The organism is Streptomyces tuirus (assembly GCF_014701095.1).
In the GTDB taxonomy this organism is placed as follows: Bacteria; Actinomycetota; Actinomycetes; order Streptomycetales; family Streptomycetaceae; genus Streptomyces; species Streptomyces tuirus.
In genome coordinates this window covers 4653223-4670752 of the sequence record NZ_AP023439.1, presented here as the reverse complement: position 1 = coordinate 4670752, position 17530 = coordinate 4653223, and the positions used below count along the sequence as shown (strand labels likewise).

12 protein-coding genes are annotated in these 17530 nt (G+C 73.3%); 3 read left to right on the top strand and 9 right to left on the bottom strand.

Features of this window, described 5'->3' with window-relative positions:
* Nucleotides 1-30: 30 nt before the first annotated feature.
* Entirely contained in the window at nt 31-1596 is a 1566-nt protein-coding gene (gene purH / locus IGS69_RS21605) for a bifunctional phosphoribosylaminoimidazolecarboxamide formyltransferase/IMP cyclohydrolase (RefSeq protein ID WP_190902184.1), read from the bottom strand.
* Nucleotides 1593-2231: a phosphoribosylglycinamide formyltransferase gene (gene purN, locus IGS69_RS21600; protein ID WP_190902183.1), complete on the bottom strand. Its 639-nt coding sequence runs from the start codon at nt 2229-2231 to the stop codon at nt 1593-1595. Before purN ends, purH begins: the two co-directional genes overlap by 4 nt.
* Nucleotides 2232-2536: 305 nt before the next feature.
* On the opposite strand from purN, the gene IGS69_RS21595 reads away from it, so the two are divergent.
* Complete coding sequence (locus IGS69_RS21595) at nt 2537-3334, top strand: hypothetical protein (protein WP_190902182.1); 798 nt, start codon at nt 2537-2539, stop codon at nt 3332-3334.
* A gap of 24 nt (nt 3335-3358) precedes the next feature.
* On the opposite strand, the gene IGS69_RS21590 is transcribed toward IGS69_RS21595, so the two are convergent.
* Nucleotides 3359-5362: a cell division protein PerM gene (locus IGS69_RS21590; protein ID WP_232543605.1), complete on the bottom strand. Its 2004-nt coding sequence runs from the start codon at nt 5360-5362 to the stop codon at nt 3359-3361.
* Between the two features lie 96 nt (nt 5363-5458).
* Between IGS69_RS21590 and IGS69_RS21585 the strand changes: the two genes are divergently transcribed.
* On the top strand, nt 5459-6805 hold the full coding sequence (locus tag IGS69_RS21585; protein ID WP_190902181.1) for a helix-turn-helix domain-containing protein: 1347 nt from the start codon (nt 5459-5461) through the stop codon (nt 6803-6805).
* Between the two features lie 241 nt (nt 6806-7046).
* On the opposite strand, the gene sucD is transcribed toward IGS69_RS21585, so the two are convergent.
* From sucD to IGS69_RS21555, 6 genes are all read right to left on the bottom strand, one after another.
* A complete protein-coding gene (gene sucD, locus IGS69_RS21580; RefSeq protein ID WP_190902180.1) occupies nt 7047-7931 on the bottom strand; it encodes a succinate--CoA ligase subunit alpha in 885 nt (294 codons plus the stop codon).
* Nucleotides 7932-7952: 21 nt separating this feature from the next.
* Nucleotides 7953-9131 carry an ADP-forming succinate--CoA ligase subunit beta gene (gene sucC / locus IGS69_RS21575; protein ID WP_190902179.1) on the bottom strand — a complete coding sequence of 393 codons (1179 nt, stop codon included), beginning with the start codon at nt 9129-9131 and terminating at the stop codon, nt 7953-7955.
* A gap of 512 nt (nt 9132-9643) precedes the next feature.
* The gene (locus IGS69_RS21570; protein WP_190902178.1) at nt 9644-9883 is read right to left on the bottom strand and encodes a hypothetical protein; all 240 of its coding nucleotides are present in this window, start codon (nt 9881-9883) and stop codon (nt 9644-9646) included.
* Nucleotides 9884-10924: 1041 nt separating this feature from the next.
* Nucleotides 10925-12091, bottom strand: coding sequence for a vWA domain-containing protein (locus tag IGS69_RS21565; protein ID WP_190902177.1), 1167 nt, complete (start codon nt 12089-12091; stop codon nt 10925-10927).
* A gap of 139 nt (nt 12092-12230) precedes the next feature.
* A complete protein-coding gene (locus tag IGS69_RS21560; RefSeq protein WP_190902176.1) occupies nt 12231-14630 on the bottom strand; it encodes a DUF5682 family protein in 2400 nt (799 codons plus the stop codon).
* Between the two features lie 141 nt (nt 14631-14771).
* Nucleotides 14772-15902: an ATP-binding protein gene (locus tag IGS69_RS21555; protein WP_030842011.1), complete on the bottom strand. Its 1131-nt coding sequence runs from the start codon at nt 15900-15902 to the stop codon at nt 14772-14774.
* Nucleotides 15903-16047: 145 nt separating this feature from the next.
* Between IGS69_RS21555 and IGS69_RS21550 the strand changes: the two genes are divergently transcribed.
* Nucleotides 16048-17400 carry an SWIM zinc finger family protein gene (locus IGS69_RS21550; RefSeq protein WP_190902175.1) on the top strand — a complete coding sequence of 451 codons (1353 nt, stop codon included), beginning with the start codon at nt 16048-16050 and terminating at the stop codon, nt 17398-17400.
* The last annotated feature ends 130 nt before the right edge of the window (nt 17401-17530 follow it).

The following is a 17530-nucleotide window of genomic DNA, read 5'->3' as shown; positions in this document are numbered from 1 at the left end:
GAAGAGACGGGTTCAGTGGAAGAGACGGACTCAGTGGAAGAAGTGCCGCGTACCCGTGAAGTACATCGTGACGCCGGCCTTCTGCGCGGCCTCCACGACCAGCTCGTCACGGACCGAACCGCCGGGCTGGACCACGGCCTTGACTCCGGCGGCGGTGAGGATCTCCAGGCCGTCCGGGAAGGGGAAGAACGCGTCGGAGGCGGCGTAAGCGCCAGCGGCACGCTCGGCACCGGCCCGCTCGACGGCCAGCTTCGCGGAGTCCACCCGGTTGACCTGCCCCATGCCGACGCCGACCGAGGCGCCGTCCTTGGCGAGCAGGATCGCGTTGGACTTCACCGCGCGACAGGCCCTCCAGGCGAACGCCAGCTCGGCCAGCTCGTCGGCGCTGAGCGCCTCGCCGGTCGCCAGCGTCCAGTTGGCCGGGTCGTCGCCGTCGGCCTGGAGGCGGTCGGTGACCTGGAGCAGCGCGCCGCCGTCGATCGGCTTGACCTCGACGGGCGCGGCCGGTCCGTCGGCGCAGCGCAGCACGCGGATGTTCTTCTTCTTGGTGAGGGCCTCAAGGGCCCCGTCCTCGTAGTCGGGCGCGACGATGACCTCGGTGAAGATCTCCGCGACCTGCTCCGCCATCTCCTTGCTGACCGGGCGGTTGACCGCGATCACGCCGCCGAACGCCGACAGCGGGTCACAGGCGTGCGCCTTGCGGTGCGCCTCGGCGACATCCGCGCCGACGGCGATGCCGCAGGGGTTGGCGTGCTTGATGATCGCGACACAGGGCTCGGCGTGGTCGTACGCGGCACGGCGGGCGGCGTCCGTGTCCGTGTAGTTGTTGTACGACATCTCCTTGCCGTGCAGCTGCTCGGCCTGGGCGAGGCCGCCGCCCTCCGGGGAGACGTAGAGCGCGGCGGGCTGGTGCGGGTTCTCGCCGTAGCGCAGGGTGTGCTCGCGCTCCCAGGTGGCGCCGAGGAAGTCGGGGAACTCCGACTCGTCCACCGGCGCGTAGGAGGAGGCGAACCAGGAGGCGACGGCCACGTCGTAGGCGGCCGTGTGCTGGAAGGCCTCGGCGGCGAGCCGCTTGCGGGTGGCGAGGTCGAAGCCGCCGCTCTGGACGGCCTTGAGGACATCGGCGTAGCGGGCCGGGCTGGTGACGACCGCGACCGACGGGTGGTTCTTGGCGGCGGCCCGGACCATCGACGGACCGCCGATGTCGATCTGCTCGACGCACTCGTCGGGCGAGGCACCGGAGGCGACGGTCTCGCGGAACGGGTAGAGGTTCACGACGACGAGGTCGAACGGCTCGACACCCAGCTCGGCGAGCTGCTCGCGGTGGCTGTCCAGGCGCAGGTCGGCGAGGATGCCCGCGTGCACGCGCGGGTGCAGGGTCTTGACCCGGCCGTCCAGGCACTCGGGGAAGCCGGTGAGCTCCTCGACCTTGGTGACGGGGACGCCGGCAGCGGCGATCTTCGCGGCGGTGGAGCCGGTGGAGACGAGCTCGACCCCGGCCTCGTGGAGCCCGCGCGCGAGGTCCTCAAGACCGGTCTTGTCGTAGACGCTGACGAGCGCCCGGCGAAGGGGCCGCTTGTTGCTCTCGGCGGTCACTGGATAACTACCTTTCGTCCCTCAATGCGATGGCCGTTGCGGGCGAGGCGCCCCACGACCTCGACGAGCAGCCTTCGCTCGACTTCCTTGATGCGCTCGTGCAGAGCGCCTTCGTCGTCCTCGTCCCGGATCTCCACCACGCCCTGCGCGATGATCGGCCCGGTGTCGACGCCGTCGTCGACGAAGTGGACGGTGCAGCCGGTGACCTTGGCGCCGTACGCGAGCGCGTCCCGCACGCCGTGGGCTCCCGGGAAACTGGGCAGGAGCGCGGGGTGCGTGTTGACGAACCGCCCGCCGAACCGCGCGAGGAACTCCTTGCCGACGATCTTCATGAACCCGGCGGAGACGACGAGGTCGGGCTCGTACGCCGCGACTGCCTCGGCGAGGGCGGCGTCCCACTCCTCGCGGCTGCCGTGGTCCCTGACCTTGCACACGAAGGCCGGCAGCCCGGCGCGCTCGGCCCGCGCCAGCCCCTCGATGCCCTCGCGGTCCGCACCGACGGCCACGATCTCGGCCCCGTACTCCGGTGCGCCGACGGCGGCGATCTCGTCGAGCAGCGCCTGGAGGTTGGTGCCGGATCCGGAGACCAGCACGACGAGGCGCTTGGCGCGCGGGGCCACGGGCTTGGCGGCCACGGTGGGGGCCTTTCTCGGGGAAGCGTCTGTCCAAGGCGGTCGGCGCTCAGCGTTTTGTACATTCATACGAATGCTTTGCGTCCCCGGATACGGGGAAGCCTACGAACCGGTCGACCGTCAGCAACGATACCGGCACACCGGACGGCCCCCACGGGACGGGGGCAGGGCCGGAAGGTAGCGTCTGGACGGAGCCGGTTCGGGAACGACGTCCGGACGTGGTGCGTTCAGGAAGTGACGGACCCGGGTCCGACGCCGTTCCGTTCTGTCCACACATTGCTCCTCACCAACGGGAAGACGCTCACTTGATGCCGGACCGCAGCCTGCGACTCCTCACGTTCCCCCAGCTGTTGCCGCAGGGAGGGGAGCGCGGCGCCGTGCTGCTGCGGGAGCGCCCCAGCTCACCGCCCGACGCGCCCTCGGACGGCGACGGCGGGCAGGGGCGGGGGCGCGGCTCCCAGGAGGACAACCCCTTCGCCCCGCCGCCCGAGGGCACGCCGGACCGGCCCTGGCAGCCGCGGCGCCCGTCGGGCGACGACTCCCAGGGCTCCGGTGACGGCGACGGCGGAAACCGCTCGCCCTGGGGCAGCCAGTGGAGCGACCAGCAGCCCGGCCGCTCCCCCGGCGGCTTCGGGGAGCGTCCCCGCGGTGGACCCGAGGGCCAGGGCGGCGGCCAACAGGGCGGCGGCCCGAACATGCGCTGGGACCCGACGGATCCCGCGCAGCGCCGGGCGCGCTATGCCCTGCTGTCGGGCATGTGGGCCTTCTTCTTCGCCCTCTTCAGCTGGCCGTACGTGGCACTGCTGCTCGGCGCGCTCGCCCTCTACTGGGCCATCAGCTCCCTGCGCGCCAAGCCCCGCAGGCCCGACCCGGACTCCCCCGCCCCCGAGCAGCAGGGCGGCGGACGTCCCCAGACGACGGCGGCGGTGAGCGGTCTGGTCACGGCGTCCCTGGCGATCGCCCTGGTCGCCGCGACCTTCACGGCGCAGCTGGTCTACCGCGACTACTACACGTGCACCAGCGACGCCCTCACGAACGAGGCGAAGCAGTCCTGCTCCAAGCTTCTGCCGGAGGAGCTCCGGGGGTTCCTGGGGACGAACGACTGACGAGCGCTGACTGACCCCTGAGGTTCAGGTGGTCTCCGGCCGGGCTGACCGGTCCGACGGGGCCGGGTCGGACGGGGCCGGGTCGGACGGCAGGAAGTCGTAGTGCCCGAGGTCTGTGTCGCGGTCCTGATCGCGCAGGCCGTAGAGGGCGTCGTGCTCGTAGGGCTCGGAGGGCTCGTAGGGTTCGGAGGGCTCGTAGGGGGCGTGGGGGGCGAGGGACTCGTTCGACGCCGGGTCCGTGGTGTGCGACGACGGCATCCCGTGAACCCCACCCCAGAAGGCCTCGGCGTCCTCGTCACCCGCGGACGAGCCGGCACCCCTGGAGCCGTCGGTCCGTCCGGCACCCCGAGGCCCGTCAGCGGCTCGAGCACCACCCGTGCCGTCCAAAATCCAAAAGCTCTCCGCGTCCCCGTCACTCGCGGACGACTCGGCACCCCGAAAAGCATCGGCCCGTCGGCCGCCCCGGGTGCCGTCCAGGCCCCCCGCACCCCCGGCCACCCCCGCGATCCCGGCCACTCCGGTGCGCGTGAAGCGGCCTCGGCCCAGTCGGGCGCCCTGCCTCAGCCGCCCGGGGCCGTGGGTGCCCTCGGCCCTGCCCTCTCGCTGGCCGGCGATGCTCGGCTGCTCCGCCCGGGGCGACCGGCACCGCCAGGCCCGTACTCCCACCGCCGTCGGGATCGCGAGCATGGCCAGCCAGGCCAGCGTCGCGGCGGCGGCCTGCCACCAGACCGGGCCGAACCGGGACAGCACACCGGCACCGAGCGGACCGCCCGACAGCCCGGCCAGCGCCCCGAGCACGGCCGCGCACAGTACCGACGCCAGCGCGGCGGCACGGACGGTGCGGCCGGTCGACCAGCCGGCCGCCCGCGTGCTGCCGGGCCCCGTCCCACCACGCTCCGCTGCCACCGCACCCGTGGCCACGATCCAGCCCACGGCCACCGCGGCGACCACCGGCACCGCCCCGGCCGCCCAGTGCAACGGTGTCCCCCGCCCCGCCTCCGGTACCGCCGCCAGCAGCGGGAACGGCGGCAAGAAGGGCGCCGGCGCCGAGGCCAGCGGGCCGACCGCGTGGCCGGCGCCGAGGGCGAAACCGGGGCCGAGGGCGTAGGCGGCGCCCCACACCGCCGCGTTCGGGAGCAGGGCCACACACAGCAGCAGCACGGCGAACCGCCCCGACCACCCCTCGGTCAGCCGGAGCAGCGACGCCTGGGCCGCCGCCCCGTGCCACGCCAGCGACACCACCACCAGCAGCGCACCACCCCCGAGGAGCACCGCCACCCCGGCCGCCGAGGCCCGGGCGGCGACACCGGGGCGTCCGTCCGGGCCGAGCACCAGCGGGCGCACTCCCGCCGGCAGCACGCCCAGCAGCCGCCGCAGCGGCCGGCCCGGACGGCCGTACGCCGACCAGACGCCCGCCCCCGCCGCCACGACGGCGACCAGCGGGATGCACACCCCGGTCCACACCCACGACGGCCGCAGCGCACCGTCGGCGGCGTAGAGGGCGGCGGGCACGGCGACGGCGAGGTAGCCGAGGACGACGCTCGTCCACGCGGTGCGGGGGGAGGCCAGGGGCCGGCCCGCGGCAACGGTGAGGTCCTCTGCATGGCCGTAGCCGTAGCCATAGCCGTGCTCGTCGTCGTTGTCGTCGTCCTCGTCTGCTCCTCCGCCGTCCGTGGCGTCCCGGGCCGCCCGGTGCAGCAGCCACACCGGCAGGGCGAGCAGCAGCAGCGGCGGGAGGCCGAGGGGGGCGGGGACGCCGGAGAGCGTGTCGGTGCGGACCAGCTCGGCACCGTGCGCCAGCAGCCACAGCGCCGCCGCCACGTGCATGGCGCCGCCGGGCCCGCTGTCCGGATACGGCGAGAGGATCCACAGCAGCAGCACGAGCACGGCGAACGACGCGAGCCCGAGGCCCGCCGCGAGCGCGCCGGCCGTGAGGCCGTCGACCAGTCCGGGCGAGCGGTCACGCGTCCGGGTGAGCAGCGGTGACGGCGAACGTCGGCGAGCGGGCATCTCGGTCACGCCCGCCATGCTCCCAACGACACGCGCTTTACCGGCGTAACAGGCGAACCCTCGCTGTGTCGCTCAAAATACGTTTATGTACTTTTTCGGACGGAGGGGCACCCTGTGACGCAGAGCCCTGCCCTCCCGCTCCCTCCACCCAAGGAACGCCGACGCCTGCGCGAGGCAGCCTCGCTGACACGGGCTCAGCTGGCCTCCCGGGTGGGCGTCACCGGTGAGACGGTGCGCGGATGGGAGACCGGCCGGGTCACGCCGCGCGGCCGCAAAGGGGAGAAGTACGCGAAGCTGCTCAACTCGCTGGGCGAGCGATCGGAGGTGACGCCTGCTCAGGGGGACGCCCATGACGACACCCCCGAGCCGGCACCCCCGGCCGCGGTCTCCCGGCGAACCGCCCGGACCCGGCGCAAGGCCGCCGCCGACGACCGGAAGCGACCGCCCGCCACGAAGGACCGGGGACACGGCCCCGTCACCGGCCCGGACCACACCCGCACCCCCGTCACGGACCACAGCCGTCCCCCCGGCACCCCTCATCACAACCGCACCTCAGTCCCGCACCACAGCCGGACCCCCGTCCTCCCTCACGGACAGCACCACGTCATCCTCACCGAGCGCCGGCGTTCGACGCCCCCGCGCCGCCCGGACGACGCCATCGCCGCGCTGACCCCCGATCAGGCCTTCGACGCGCTGTACGCCTTCTGCGCACCCGCGCTGGTCCGGCAGACCTATCTGCTGACGGGCCGTCGTGAACTGGCCCGGGAGTCGGTGGAGCGGGCCTTCCAGATCGCCTGGCAGCGCTGGCCCGAGGTGGCCCGCGACCGCGACCCGGCGGGCTGGGTGCGCGCGATGGCCTACGAGTGCGCGCTCTCGCCGTGGCACCGGCTCCGGCTGCGCCACCGGCACCCCGAGCCGCCGCCGCCCGACGCCTTCGACCGGGCGCTGATGGACACCCTGCTGAAGCTCCCGCCGTCCTACCGCCGCACGCTGGTGCTCTACGACGGCGTCGGGCTCGGCCTGCCGGAGACGGCGGCGGAGACCGAGGCGAGCACCCGCGCGGCCGTGAACCGGCTGGCGCACGCGCGCGAGGCGCTCGCCGAGCGGCTCCCGGAGCTGGCGGACCCGGAAACACTGCACTGGCGGCTGGTCGAGCTGGCCTCCACCGAGCGGCTGCGGGCCGCGAAACCGACGGTCGTGCGCAAGGGCGGGGAACGCAGGGCCCGGTTCTGGACCCGGGCCGCCATCGCCTTCACCGTGGCCCTGATCGGCACCACGGCCCTCACCCTCCGCACGGCCCCCACCCACTACGAGCCTCCGGTACCGGCGGGAGAGACGGTGCAGGGCGTACCGCCACCGGTCGCGCCCGGCCCCCTGTCGGAGTCGGAGCAGGAACTGCGCGCCAAGCTGCGCAAGGAGGAGCAGAAGGGACCGGACCGACTGCTTCCACAGCTGCGGTGACCGGGCTGCGGCTATCGGCTGCGGTGACCGGGCTTGGGTGACCGGGCTGCGGTGACCGGGCTGCGGTGACCGGGCTTGGGTGACCGGGCTTCGGTGACCGGGCTGCGGTGACCGGGCTGCGGTGACCGGGCTGCGGTGACCGGGCTGCGGAAGCGTGGATACGGCGGTGGGCCCGCCCCCCGGTGCAGGGGGCGGGCCCACCGATGAGCCGTAGCTCTGCGGCTCAGCCGTCGTGCGTGCTTCAGCCCGCGAGGATCTCGCGCGCCAGCTTGGCCGTCTCGGTCGGCGTCTTGCCGACCTTGACGCCGGCGGCCTCGAGGGCCTCCTTCTTCGCGGCAGCCGTGCCGGAGGAGCCGGAGACGATGGCGCCGGCGTGGCCCATGGTCTTGCCCTCGGGCGCGGTGAAGCCCGCGACGTAGCCGACGACCGGCTTCTTCACGTTCTCCTTGATGAAGGCCGCGGCCCGCTCCTCGGCGTCGCCGCCGATCTCACCGATCATCACGATCAGGTCGGTGTCGGGGTCGGCCTCGAACGCGGCGAGCGCGTCGATGTGGGTCGTGCCGATGACCGGGTCGCCACCGATGCCGACGGCGGAGGAGAAGCCGATGTCACGCAGCTCGTACATCATCTGGTACGTCAGCGTGCCGGACTTCGAGACCAGGCCGATGCGGCCCGGCTTGGTGATGTCGCCCGGGATGATGCCGGCGTTGGACTGGCCCGGCGTGATGAGGCCGGGGCAGTTCGGGCCGATGATCCGGGTCTTGTTGCCCTGGGACACGGCGTACGCGTAGAACGCGGCCGAGTCATGGACGGCGATGCCCTCGGTGATGACGACCGCGAGCGGGATCTCGGCGTCGATGGCCTCGACGACGGCCGCCTTGGCGAAGGCCGGCGGCACGAAGAGGACGGACACGTTCGCGCCCGTCTTCTCCATGGCCTCGGCGACCGTGCCGAAGACCGGGATCTCGGTGCCGTCGATGTCGACGGACGTGCCCGCCTTGCGGGGGTTCACGCCACCGACGACGTTCGTGCCGTCGGCCAGCATGAGCTTGGTGTGCTTCATGCCCGTGGCACCGGTCATGCCCTGGACGATGACCTTGCTGTCCTTGTTGAGGAAGATAGCCATGGCTGTTTAGTCCCTCGTCCCTTACTTCGCAGCCGCGAGCTCGGCGGCCTTGTCGGCCGCTCCGTCCATGGTGTCCACGCGCTGAACCAGCGGGTGGTTGGCGTCGGAGAGGATCTTGCGCCCGAGCTCCGCGTTGTTGCCGTCCAGACGGACGACCAGGGGCTTGGTGACCTCCTCGCCCTTGTCCTTGAGCAGCTGCAGCGCCTGGACGATGCCGTTGGCGACCTCGTCACAGGCGGTGATGCCACCGAAGACGTTGACGAAGACGGACTTGACGTCCGGGTCGCCGAGGATGATCTCCAGGCCGTTCGCCATGACGGCGGCGGAGGCGCCGCCACCGATGTCGAGGAAGTTGGCCGGCTTCACGCCGCCGTGCGCCTCACCGGCGTACGCGACGACGTCCAGGGTGCTCATGACGAGACCCGCGCCGTTGCCGATGATGCCGACCTCACCGTCGAGCTTGACGTAGTTGAGGTTCTTCTCCTTGGCGGCGGCCTCGAGCGGGTTGGCCGCGTCCTTGTCCTGGAGGGCCTCGTGCTCCGGCTGACGGAACTCGGCGTTCTCGTCCAGGGAGACCTTGCCGTCCAGGGCGATGACGTCACCGGAGGCGACCTTGGCCAGCGGGTTGACCTCGACGAGGAGCGCGTCCTCTTCGACGAAGGTCTTCCACAGGGTGACCAGGACGTTCTCGACCTTGTCGGCGACCTCGGCCGGGAAGTTCGCCGCCTGGACGATCTGGCGGGCGACCTCGGGGGTCACGCCCACGTTGGCGTCGATCGGCGTCTTGGCGACGGCCTCGGGGCGGGTCTCCGCCACCTCCTCGATCTCCATGCCGCCCTCGACGGACGCGATGGAGAGGAAGGTGCGGTTGGCACGGTCCAGGAGGAAGGAGACGTAGTACTCCTCCACGATCTCCGGGGCCGTCTCGGCGATCATCACCTTGTGGACCGTGTGGCCCTTGATGTCCATGCCGAGGATGTTGGTGGCGTGCTCGACCGCCTCGTCGGGGGTCGCCGCCAGCTTCACGCCGCCGGCCTTGCCGCGGCCACCGACCTTCACCTGGGCCTTGACGACGGACTTGCCACCGAGGCGCTCGGTGGCTGCGCGGGCCGCCTCAGGCGTGTCGATGACTTCACCGGCCAGCACCGGTACATCGTGCTTGGCGAAGAGGTCCCTCGCCTGGTACTCGAACAGGTCCACGCGCTTCCGTCCCTATCAGTGATCTCGCGGTTCGTTGTCTGCGTGGGCGTGCCGCGAGGGCAACGTGACGTCCGCTGTCTGTCACAAGGGAGGCGCACACGGTGTCCGAGCGCGCGGCATGTCCGTCTCGCAGGTTATCGCTGCTTCCGGGAGGCCTCTAAATCGAGGGTCACACCTGAGCGGTGATACCTGTCACATGATGCCGCGCTCTCTGGCACGGCGTGCCGGGCGTGAGAAGCGGGTGCGGGGCCTCACCGGGCTGGGGTTGACCCGGTGAGGCCCGCCGGACACCCCCGGAGGAGCGCGAAGGCCCTGTTCAGGGTCCGGCTCTCCGGGGCTCGGGCCGGTCGGTCCCCACCCCAATGGGGACCGGCCGGCCCCTCCACGAGGCTTCGGCCTCGGACCACCGACGGCTTTCGGCCGTCCGGGCGTGACATCTCGTGAAGAGCTGGGGGATCTCTCCGCCACAGAGGGCGGGCCGACGGCGGGTAAGCCTCGGCGCTCTGCCCGTGCTAGCCGGGGAAGAGGGAGATGTCCTGGTGACTGCCCCGGGCATCGGCCGCTTCGTCACGGGCCACGAGCCCGGCCACGAGCGTCAGCGGCGCCCGGAGGCCCGGGGTGACGGCGTGGACGTCACCGTGCCCCGACGAGCCGCCGTCGGCCGGGGCGGGTCCGCCGTGGGTGGCCGACGGCCCGGAGTGGGCGAACGACGGCCCGGGGTGGCTGCCCGACGGCCCGGAGTGGCTGGACAACGGCCCAGGGTGGCTGGACGACGGCCCAGGGTGGCTGGACGACGGCCCGGGGTGGCTGGACGACGGCCCGGGGTGGCCGATGCGGCCGGTGTGATGTGTGCGTCTGCCGTGGTGCATGGGGGTGCCGGGGGACATCGGGCCGCCCGCGGGTGCCGCGTGGGGCTCGTCGCCGTGGCCGACGGTGCCGGGTGTCCCGGCGTGCGACGGCCGTTCGGTGGCGACCGCCACCGGCGTCGTCGCCCCACCCGGTTGCGGGGCGGCCGCGACGGGGGTGGGGAGGGGCAACGCGGGGAGAGGAGGCATTCCTGGGAGCGCGTTGTCACTGGGCGGGGGTGCGGGCGCGGGTAGGGCGGGTGAGTCGGTCCGCACGAGGTGCGACGAAGGCTTGGGCAGGACCGGGTGCGACGGCTCCCTCGACAGCTCCGGCCGCCCGACGCCCGACCCCCGCTCAAACGACTGCGACCGCGACTGCGACTGCGAAGGCGAAGGCGAAGGCGATGGCAGTGACGACGACGGCAGCGACGACGACGTTGGTCGCGACGGCGACGGCGGCTTCACCCGGCCCTCTGCCACCCCCTCTCTCACGGCCTCCCCCGCGTCACCGGCAGCCCCACCGAGCCGCTCCGCCACAACCCCCAGAACGTGAACGCCGCTGACGAACCGCCCGCCCCGCCCCTCCGGCAGCTCCCCTGCGCCGCTCTCCGCATACGCCCGCCCCCCGCAGAGCAGCCCGATGGCCAGCAACCCGCCCACCAGCAGCGCCACTTGGAGCGCACGCCGCCCGGCCGCTGTGCGCAGCGCGCGCAACGCGGCATCGGGCAGGGCTGCTGACCAGGTCACGAGGGGAGCTTCCTCCCGTACGACGGAAGCGGCACTGCCCGGCCGGCAGCAGGCACGGCCGAGCAGGCGCCGATCCTCGCACGGGGGTGCGGAGGTTACGCAAGCCCTTGCTCACCGATGGACCGTCATGTCCGTTTTCCTGCTCCGAGTCGGACGACGGCGCATCGGCACGGCGTCATCTGCCCGCCTCCTCCAGGCCCTTCACGCCGCGTCCGGTATCGGCAACGGCCGCTTCTCGATCGCGGCCGCCATCACCTCCGGGAACAGATCGGGCGTGCAGGCGAACGCCGGTGCCCCAAGTGCCGCGAGCGCCGTCGCGTGTTCCCGGTCGTACGCTGGCGCCCCCTCGTCCGAGAGGGCCAGCAGCGCCACGAACTGCACGCCCGCCGCCTTCATCGCGGCGACCCGCTTGAGCATCTCGTTGCGGATGCCGCCTTCGTAGAGGTCGCTGATCAGTACGACCACCGTCTCCGCGGGCCGGGTGATCTGCGACTGGCAGTAGGCGAGCGCCCGGTTGATGTCCGTGCCACCGCCGAGCTGCGTGCCGAACAGCACGTCGACCGGGTCGTCCAGCTGGTCCGTGAGGTCCACGACCGCCGTGTCGAAGACGACGAGTCGCGTGGAGATCGTCCGCATCGAGGCGAGCACCGCCCCGAACACCGAGGCGTACACCACCGACGCCGCCATGGATCCCGACTGGTCGATACAGAGGATGACCTCCTTCTTCGTGGACTGGGCTGCCCGCCCGTACCCGATGAGCCGCTCCGGCACGATCGTTCGGTACTCGGGCAGGTAGTGCTTGAGGTTGGCCGCGATGGTGCGGTTCCAGTCGATGTCGTGGTGGCGGGGCCGGTTGATCCGGGCGCTGCGGTCGAGCGCGCCGGTGAGGGTGGCCCGGGTGCGGGTGGCGAGCCGCTTCTCCAGGTCGTCGACGACCTTGCGCACGACGGCCCGGGCCGTCTCCTTCGTCGTCTCCGGCATCGCCTTGTTGAGTGACAGCAGCGTGCCGACGAGATGCACATCGGCCTCCACCGCCTCCAGCATCTCCGGCTCCAGCAGCAGCGTGGCGAGACCGAGCCGGTCGATGGCGTCGCGCTGCATGACCTGCACGACGGAGGAGGGGAAGTACGTGCGGATGTCCCCGAGCCAGCGCGCCACCGAGGGCGCCGACGCCCCGAGCCCCGCCGAACGGTCCCGGCCCCCTTGTGACCTGCCTTCCTTTCTGCCGTAGAGCGCGGTCAGCGCCCCGTCCATCGCCGCGTCCTGACCCGACAGCGCGCAGCCGGTGCCGTCCGCGGAGTCCCCTCCGAGTACGAGCCGCCAGCGCCGCAGCCGCTCTTGCGCCGGGTCCGTCACCTCGGCCGTCATCCCCGTCCTCCCTTGCGAGGCCGTTCCCACAGCGGGATCACCGGCACGGTCGTCGCGGGCCGTACTTCCACCCGGAGTCCGCCCGTCGCGGTGTCCCCCGCCGCCGGCCTCGTCGTCCGCTCCCTCACTGCCACGGTCGTCATCCCGTCACCCCCGCCAGGTCGTTGTTCGTGTCCTCGTCCACGTCGTCCAGCCCGAGCAGCAGCCGTACGACCGGCAGCACGGCGTCCGCGCGCTCCAGGTCGAGGTCGGCCGCGAAGCCGGGTATCACCGCGCCGGTGGCGGTGGCGCCACCCCCGGCCCCCGGCCCTCGCCGGACCAGTTCACCGAGGGTCCGGCGCACCCCGGGCTCGTACGCCGAGAACGTCCGCCGCAGCAGCGGCAGTACGTCCGTGAAGGCCTCGGCGGGAACCCCGGTCAGCCACGCGTCGACCAGCCCGAGCAGCCGTTCGTCGTGCACCAGGAGCAGCCCGCCCCCGGAGCCCCCGCCGACGAAGCCCTCGATCCACGCGGCCGCGTCCGCCGGCGGTGTGCCCGGTGACAGGACGAGTCCCATCAGCAGGGCCGCCTCGTCGTGGGCCAGCTCCCCGTCGTCGAGCAGAAGCCGCACGGCCCGCCCCCGGATGACGCCGGGCACGGTGTCCCGCCCGGACAGCACCCGCAGCACCGACTGCCAGCGGCCTCTCAGCCGGCCGTGCCCCGCCGCGGGCGCGTCGCCCAGGAGGCCCACGGCCTGGTGCACCGCCTCCACATGGCGCCGCATCTCCTCGGCGGCGTCGGCGTCGAGCGCGGCGCAGGCCGGGGGCAGCCCGACGAAGACCCGCTCGGCCAGTCCCGCGGCGACCTCCGCCAGGGCGCCGGTGTCCGTGCCGCGCACGTCGCCGTAGCGCAGGGAACGGACCAGGGCCGGGAGGGCCTGGGCGAGATGGCCGACGTCCGTGTCGAGGGCCGCCCGGTCGGCGAGGATCCGCATCACCATCGGCAGCGCGCCGGGCAGTTCGGCCAGGAGGCAGTGCTCGGCGAGCGCGGTGACGTCGGCGAGACCCCGCGCGGTGACGGCGTCCGACTCGGCCTTGGCGGTCGCGGCGGACAGGACGGTCGTGCCCCACACTCCTGCCTCGGCGATCCGAACCGACAGCTCGGGCTCCCAGCGCAGCCGCCACGTCTCCCGGAACGTGCCCGTGCTGCCCCGCGAGGTGGCTTGTTCCCCCCATGCGATGCCGAGCAGCCGCAGCCGGTGCAGCAGTCTGCCGCGGGCGGCGTCGTTCTCCTTGCGCAGGTCGAGTTCCAGCTCGCGCTCCAGCGCCTCCGGCTTCAGCCGCAGCCGGCGTTGCAGCCGGGCGAGGTCCCGCTGCAACGGCACCGCCGGCGCGGACGGCGGCACCTGTCCCAGCACGTCTCCCACGACCAGCCGGTCCCGCACCAGTTCCAGCGGCACGTCCGAGCCCTCGCACATCACCGCCCGCACCGCGTCGGTCGTCTCGCTCAGGCCGGGCAGCGGACGGCCGCGCATCGCGGCGAGGGTCTCGGCCAGCCGCACCGCCTCGATGACATGGGCGGAGGAGACGATCCGGTCCTCGGCGCGCAGCAGCCCCGCCACCTTGGTCAGCCACCGCTCCACCGGCCGGTCGGGGGCGCTGAACAGGTGCCCGTACCAGCCGGGGGAGTCGATACCGGCGCCGTACCCGCTGCTTCGGGACAGCCGCCTGTGGGTCCACGGCACCCAGGTCAGGTCCGTCTTGACCTTGGGCAGGCCCTTGAGCAGCGCCTTGTCGGCGGCGACGGTGGTCTTCCGCCGCAGCGCGGGCACGTGCCACGCCCCGCAGACGACGGCCACCGCATCGTCGAACTCCCGCTGCGCGGCCCGCACCTGGAGCCGCATGTATGCCTCCCGCACCAGGTCCCGGTCGTGTCCCCCGCTGCCGTAGGTCTCCCGGAGTGCGCCCATGGCCTCCTCCAGCGCGGTGAACGGCGCGAGGGCGTCGCCCTCCCCCGCACCCCGGTGCTCCACGACGTCCTCCCACCAGCGCTCCGGGTCGTCGTAGCCCGCGGTCTCGGCGAGCACGCGGAGCGGATCGATCCGCAGGGTGGCCGGGCCGGGGCCGGTGTCTCCGTCCACCGTCGCCGTCTCGGCGTCCGGCGGGCGTTCGCCCTCCGGTGTCTCCGCTTCCTCCTGGCTCCCCCAGGCCAGCGTGTGCGTGGCCGGCAGGTCGATGAAGCGGGCCGGGACGCCGTGGTCCAGGGCCCAGCGGAGGGCGACCCATTCCGGCGAGAACCCGGCCAGGGGCCAGAACGCCGAGCGGCCGGGCTCGTCCACGGCGTGGGCGAGCAGGGCGACCGGCGGCCGCATCTCCTCGTCGGCTGCGAGCGGGATCAGGGCGTCGGCCTCGGGCGGCCCTTCGATCAGCACGACCCGCGGCCGGACCTCCTCCAGCGCCGCCCGCACCGCCCGCGCCGACCCGGGCCCGTGATGCCGCACCCCGAGCAGCACCGGCCCCGCCCCGACCCCGTGGCCCACGGCGCTTTCCACACTGGTCACTTCATCCCCCTCCCGTCCCACACGTCCCCACCCGAACCGGCCACCCATCGCTGCCCCACGGGCCGCCGCCCCACCGCCCGGGCCGTCGTCCCACCGCTCGGTCCGCCGTCCTGCCACCTGGGACAGCCACCCCCGTGTCGCTCACACGCTCACCTCGCGGCAGGCGCGGTAGAAGTCCTTCCAGCCGTCCCGCTCGCGGACCACCGTCTCCAGGTACTCCTGCCAGATGACCCGGTCCGCCGCCGGGTCGCGGACCACCGCGCCGAGGATGCCCGCGGCGACATCGCCCGGCCGCAGCACGCCGTCGCCGAAGTGGGCCGCCAGGGCCAGCCCGTTGGTGACGACGGAGATCGCCTCGGCCGTGGACAGCGTGCCGCTGGGCGATTTCAGCTTCGTCCGGCCGTCGGCGGTGACCCCGTCGCGCAGCTCGCGGAAGACCGTGACGACCCGGCGGATCTCGACCAGCCCGTCGGGGGCGGCCGGCAGGTCGAGGGAGCGGCCGATCTGGTCGACGCGCCGCGAGACGATGTCGACCTCGGCCTCGGGGCTCTCCGGCAGCGGCAGCACCACCGTGTTGAAGCGGCGGCGCAGGGCGCTGGACAGGTCGTTGACCCCGCGGTCGCGGTCGTTGGCCGTGGCGATCAGGTTGAAGCCGCGGACCGCCTGCACTTCCTGGCCGAGCTCCGGTATCGGCAGCGTCTTCTCGGACAGGATCGTGATGAGCGTGTCCTGCACGTCGGCCGGGATGCGGGTCAGCTCCTCGACGCGGGCCGTCATGCCCTCCGCCATGGCCCGCATCACCGGGCTGGGTACGAGGGCGTCGCGGCTCGGGCCGTGGGCGAGCAGCTGCGCGTAGTTCCAGCCGTAGCGGATGGCCTCTTCCGGGGTGCCGGCGGTGCCCTGCACCAGCAGCGTGGAGTCGCCGCTGACGGCGGCGGCCAGGTGCTCGGACACCCACGTCTTCGCCGTGCCCGGCACGCCGAGCAGGAGCAGGGCGCGGTCGGTGGCGAGCGTGGTGACGGCGACCTCGACGATGCGGCGCGGGCCGACGTACTTGGGACTGATCACCGTGCCGTCCGGCAGCGTGCCGCCGAGCAGGTAGGTCGCGACGGCCCACGGCGACAGCTTCCAGCGGGCCGGGCGCGGCCGGTCGTCCTGGGCGGCCAGCGCGGCGAGTTCCTGCGCGAAGGCGTCCTCGGCGTGCGGTCGCAACGCCTGGGCGGCTTCCGTCTCCCCCGCTTCGACGGACGTCGGCTCCACGGACACAGTCATGGCAAAGTCCCCCTCCAGCTCGGCCGGTTTGGATCTGGCACCAACGTTGCACCACACCACTGACAATCCGTCCTGACCTGCGGAAACGCCATGCCGGGGCCGCTCGCGGACCCGATTGTCAGTGGTGGGATCTACCTTCGATGACATGACTCAGCAGGGGGTGCGCTGGACCGCGGACCAGGTGCTGGCACTGGCGCCTGACGCCGCATCACGCAAAGCGGGAAGCAAACTGGGCGCGGCAGGGCCGTGGTCCGAGGCGGGGAGTTCCGACGAGGGGACGGTGTGGGGGCTGTGCAAGGGCAGCGGAAGCAAGCCGTATCAGACGGTCGTGGACATCGCGGACGCCGCAGGTCCCGCGTACAAGTGCAGTTGTCCGAGCCGCAAGTTCCCGTGCAAGCACGCACTCGGGCTGCTGCTGCTCTGGGCCGCCGACGTCGCGGCCGTACCGCGGGCGCAGGCTCCGGAATGGGCCGGGGAGTGGGCGGCGGGGCGGCGCAGGCGCGCGGAGAAGAAGGCCGGGGACGTCTCCGGTGCGCCGTCCGGGTCCGCTGATCCGGAGGCGGCGCGGCGCCGGGCGGAGCGCCGGGCCGAGCGGGTCACGTCGGGCGCGGTGGAGCTGGAGCAGCGCTTGGCCGATCTGCTGCGCGGCGGCCTGGCGACGGCGGAGCAGTCGGGGTACGGCCTCTGGGAGGAGACGGCGGCCCGCATGGTCGACGCGCAGGCCCAGGGTCTGGCGGGCCGGGTGCGGGAGTTGGGTGCGATCCCGTCGACGGGTCCGGGCTGGCCGGTACGGCTGCTGGAGGAGTGCGCGTTGCTGCATCTCCTCGGTCGGGGCTGGCTGCGCCGCGAGCGGCTCCCGGACGGCCTCGCCGCCACGGTCCGCTCCCGCATGGGCCTGCCGGCCTCCGCGGACGGCCCGCCGCTGCGCGACCGCTGGCTGGTCCTCGCCCAGTACGACACGACGGACCCGCGCCTGACGACCCGCCGGATCTGGCTGCACGGCGCGGGCTCGCACCGCACTGTCCTGCTCCTCTCCTATGGCGCCGCGGGCCGCGCCCCGGAGCTGGCGCTGCCGGTGGGACTGGCCCTGGAGGCGGAGGTGTCCGCGTATCCGGGTGACGGGCAGCAGCGGGTGGCCCTGGGCGAGCAGTTCGCCCCGCCCGCGCCGGCGGCGATACGTCCGCCCGGGATGACCACGTCCCAGGCGGCGGCCCGTTACGGCGACGCCCTGCGGGACGATCCGTGGCTGGAGTCCGTCCCGGTGACGCTGAACCGGGTCGTTCCGGCCCCGGACGGCGACTCCTGGCAGCTGGCGGACGCCGACGGGGACGCGGCGTTGCCACTCACCCCCGCCACCCGCTCCCGGCCGGGCCTGTGGCGGCTCGTCGCGCTGTCGGGCGGCGCCCCGGTCAGAGTCTTCGGCGAGTACGGCCACCAGGGCTTCACCCCGCTGACGGCTTGGCCCGAGGGCACGGGTGACGCGGTCGCGCTGTGCTGAGCCGACGGTGGTCTCACCCACGGCGTCACCACCGCATACGCCCTTCTCACAGATCCAACAACCGTTCACGCATCACGGGACAACGGGTGAGGGCGAGCCTTCAACCACCGGGCGTCCCTCGGAAAGGAAC